The organism is Frankia sp. CcWB3, from assembly GCF_977927595.1.
Window position 1 is genome coordinate 1 of the sequence record NZ_CDWRCK010000371.1, and the last position, 3,036, is coordinate 3,036.

Below are 3,036 nucleotides of genomic sequence, written 5' to 3' on the forward strand. Positions count from 1 at the left end.
GACCCCAACCACCCCGCCCGGCGCGGCCCACAGCCATGCCCGTGAACCGTCACCTACAGCAAGATCACTAAAGCAGGTGAATGTTTACCACACGACGAACCCCTCCCGGTCCTCCTCGAGCGCGTCGTCCGACAGCTTCACCTCCGATACAAACGGTTCGGAGTTCGCGACGTGTGCGTCCAGCGAAAGCTTGGTCAGCTCGCGGTATTCTTTCGTCACCTCGTCGGCGGCGCGGTTGAAGGACAATATCGCTTGCTGGTATGTGACGGTCATCGTATGAGTCGTGTCGCTCACGAGCTTGTCTGGATTCGACCGGCCTTCGTCAGTGTCTGCCTTGCCATGGAACGCCGCCCGCTCCTCGCTCAGCGATACTTCGAGCTTGCGGCGGATCGGACGGGCTTTGAAATCGACGTCCTCGGCCAAGTCCTGCCGCCATTGCGCGCCTTTCTTCGTCAGGTTGTCGGCCCGCGCCATGGCGTCTTGCAGTTTCGCTTCCATCGCCTCGACGTCGTCGCTGCCTTCGAGGCCCGCCAACTGGGTGCGGAGTATCTCGGCCACGCGGTGGATCTCGGTGGTCATCGCGTCGATCGCCTCGTCGAGCTGGGCGGCGCCGCAGGTGGCACCCAAGCCGTTCCACATCTGGTCCTCGAGTGCCGGCAGCCCTGACTTCGCGAGCATTGCCTCGTCGCTCTTGGCCAGCGCCCGCCATTTGCGGTTCGCCGACACCGGCATGACGACGACGTCGGCCTCTGCGATGTTGGTCTCCTTGGCCACTCGTTCGCGGGCTGCGGCCACGACGGGTGCCGGGTCGGGCTTTTTGTCGATCATGGTGACCGCGGCGACGACCACGGGGCAGGCGCGGTACGTGTCCTCCCGGAGAAAGCGCAGTTCGCTGGCCGACAGCGGATCGGTGGCGGTACAGACGAACAGGATCGCGTCGGCCTCGGGCAGCACCTTGACGGTGGCGTCGCGGTGCGCGGGGTTGTCGGAACCGACACCAGGTGTGTCCGCGAGCACCAGCCCCGACGAGAGGATCTCGATCGGCGCGGTCATCGCCACCCGCTGGATGTTCTTGCGGTTGTCTGGATTGGCCTGCTCGGTAACGTACTCGCGCACCTCTCCGAGCGGCACAGGGATCGCTGGTCGGTCAGCGAAATAGACCGTCGCTCCCTCGGTGTCTCCCCACTCCAGGGTCACGACGACGCAGGTCGTGACGTCCACGTCCACCGGGAACAGGCCGCTGCGTTCCACGATCGCATTGAGCAGGCTTGACTTGCCCCGCCGGAACTCGCCGCAGGTGACCACCTTGTATTGGCCCGACCGAAGCTTCTCCCATGCCCGGTCGAGCCGAGCCCGCCCGCCCTCCGACAGGTCGTCGCCGAGTAGGCCGACAACCTCCGGAAACATTGCGAGAACCTCAACGCGGAGGTCTTCCAGGTCACTCATCTTTCTCCCCGTTCGGCGCGGCTTCCCGGTCGGCAGGCCGCGGTGGCCGCCCGGCGGATCCGGCTCTCAGTGTTCGCCGCCGGGCTGGCCAGCCTCGTCGGCGTACCTGTAGACGACGACCGCCGCGGGCCGGAGGAGCTGGCCGCGCCAGGCGTAACCAGGGCGCACCGTCGCGGCGATCCATTCGGCCAGGTCCGCCTGCCCGGTAGTACGGGTGGCGACGATTTCATGTCGGTCGGGGTCGACCGGACCGTTGTCGGTGATACGGACCACGTCGCACTGGTCGAGCACCTTCGTCGCCTGCTCGCCCAACCATTCCATTATCGCGAGGTTCTCTTCGGCGGATCTCGGCTCTGGTTTGGTGAGATCAGCGAGTTGCTCCACGAGAGCGATGGTCTGGTCCACGACGGGATGCGGCTCGGCCGCCCAAGCTGGCTCCCGCGCCCGGCTTTCCCGACCGGCGTCGGCGCCGAGTTCCACGCTGGCCCGGCCCTGGCCGGCTTCGTCTCGGCCAGCCGAGTTCTGGCCGGGTGGGTCAGCGCTGGCCGGATCGAGGCTGACGGCGCCCGCGCTGTCCGCTGCGGGCTGGTCCGGTGCGCTGGCGAGGTCGGCGAGGTCGCGTTCGGCGGCCTCGAGCCGGTTTCGTAGGTCGGTGGTCCGCGCGCGTTCCTCGTCGAACGCGGCCCGCGTCTCGGCAAGCTCCGCTTCGGACGCGCGCAGTGCCGCCCGCGCGCCAGCGCCTGGAAGCAGGCGTGACAGCCTGATTCGCCGGCTCATCGGTTCGTTCTCCTCGGCGGGGCGCGATGACTGGCATCACAGCCGCGGGCATTTACAGCTCCATCGTCTCGAGCAGGCGCCGGGCGTCGGCGACCCGGTACGATAAGCGTTCGTAGCTGGCCAGGACTGTCCTCGCCGCGTTCGCGGTCGGCAGGTCGAGCAATGGCTGCGCGCACCTGCGCGCCCATGCGCCGATCCGCTCCTCGGCCCGCCGTGACATCGCCGCGGGTGACGCCTCCTCGCTCAGCCCGAGCCGGGCCGCGCAGCTGACACCGTGTTCGCCAGTCACGGTGAGCAGGTCAACCGCTTCGCTGTCCGTCAGGGTCAGGACGCCCCGGTAGTAGTCCCGCAGCGCGGCGAGTTCGCGGAAGCCGTGAACATCGCTGCGGGTTTGCTCGATCATCGCCGCCACAGCCGTGACCTCGGGCGACGGTGACCTCCCTGACCGTCCGGCCTCGGACCGACATCGGGTGACGGCGGTCTGGACTTCGCCGAGACCCCGGTCGAGCTTAATGAGCGCCGCGCGGTTACCGAAATGATCGACGATCAGCTTGCGGAGGCGGGCCACCCCACTGTCGACGACAAGCTGTGCCCGCACCTCGGCCTCCGTCATGTCGTCCCTGAGGTGGCGACAGGCGCGTAGCATCCCCCAGGCGCCGAATTCGTTAACGAGCGTCGCCCGCCGATCCGCCGGCACGCCGACCTCGGGGAGGTCCTCGGTCGCGAATCGCCCCGCATCTTCTAGGGCCTGTTTGGGAAGTATGTCCCGAGGCTGGCCGTGGATCTGATGGTGATTTTCGGATTGCATGATCC

General features: G+C 67.5%; 2 protein-coding genes and 1 pseudogene. All 3 read right to left on the reverse strand.

The annotated features are described in order from the left end of the window. Positions 1–84 precede the first annotated feature (84 nt). A complete protein-coding gene (locus tag ACY5KJ_RS19240) occupies positions 85–1,446 on the reverse strand; it encodes a dynamin family protein (RefSeq protein ID WP_462204028.1) in 1,362 nt (453 codons plus the stop codon). A gap of 66 nt (positions 1,447–1,512) precedes the next feature. Then, complete coding sequence (gene grpE, locus ACY5KJ_RS19245; RefSeq protein ID WP_462189266.1) at positions 1,513–2,223, reverse strand: nucleotide exchange factor GrpE; 711 nt, start codon at positions 2,221–2,223, stop codon at positions 1,513–1,515. Between the two features lie 52 nt (positions 2,224–2,275). Continuing rightward, positions 2,276–3,036: pseudogene (locus tag ACY5KJ_RS19250) on the reverse strand (hypothetical protein); the annotation flags it as partial.

What these genes read in the sequence shown, in the direction of transcription:
- ACY5KJ_RS19240 (WP_462204028.1), bottom strand. Translation starts at nt 1,446, where the DNA reads ATGAGTGACCTGGAAGACCTCCGCGTTGAGGTTCTCGCAATGTTTCCG.
- grpE (WP_462189266.1), bottom strand. Translation starts at nt 2,223, where the DNA reads ATGAGCCGGCGAATCAGGCTGTCACGCCTGCTTCCAGGCGCTGGCGCG.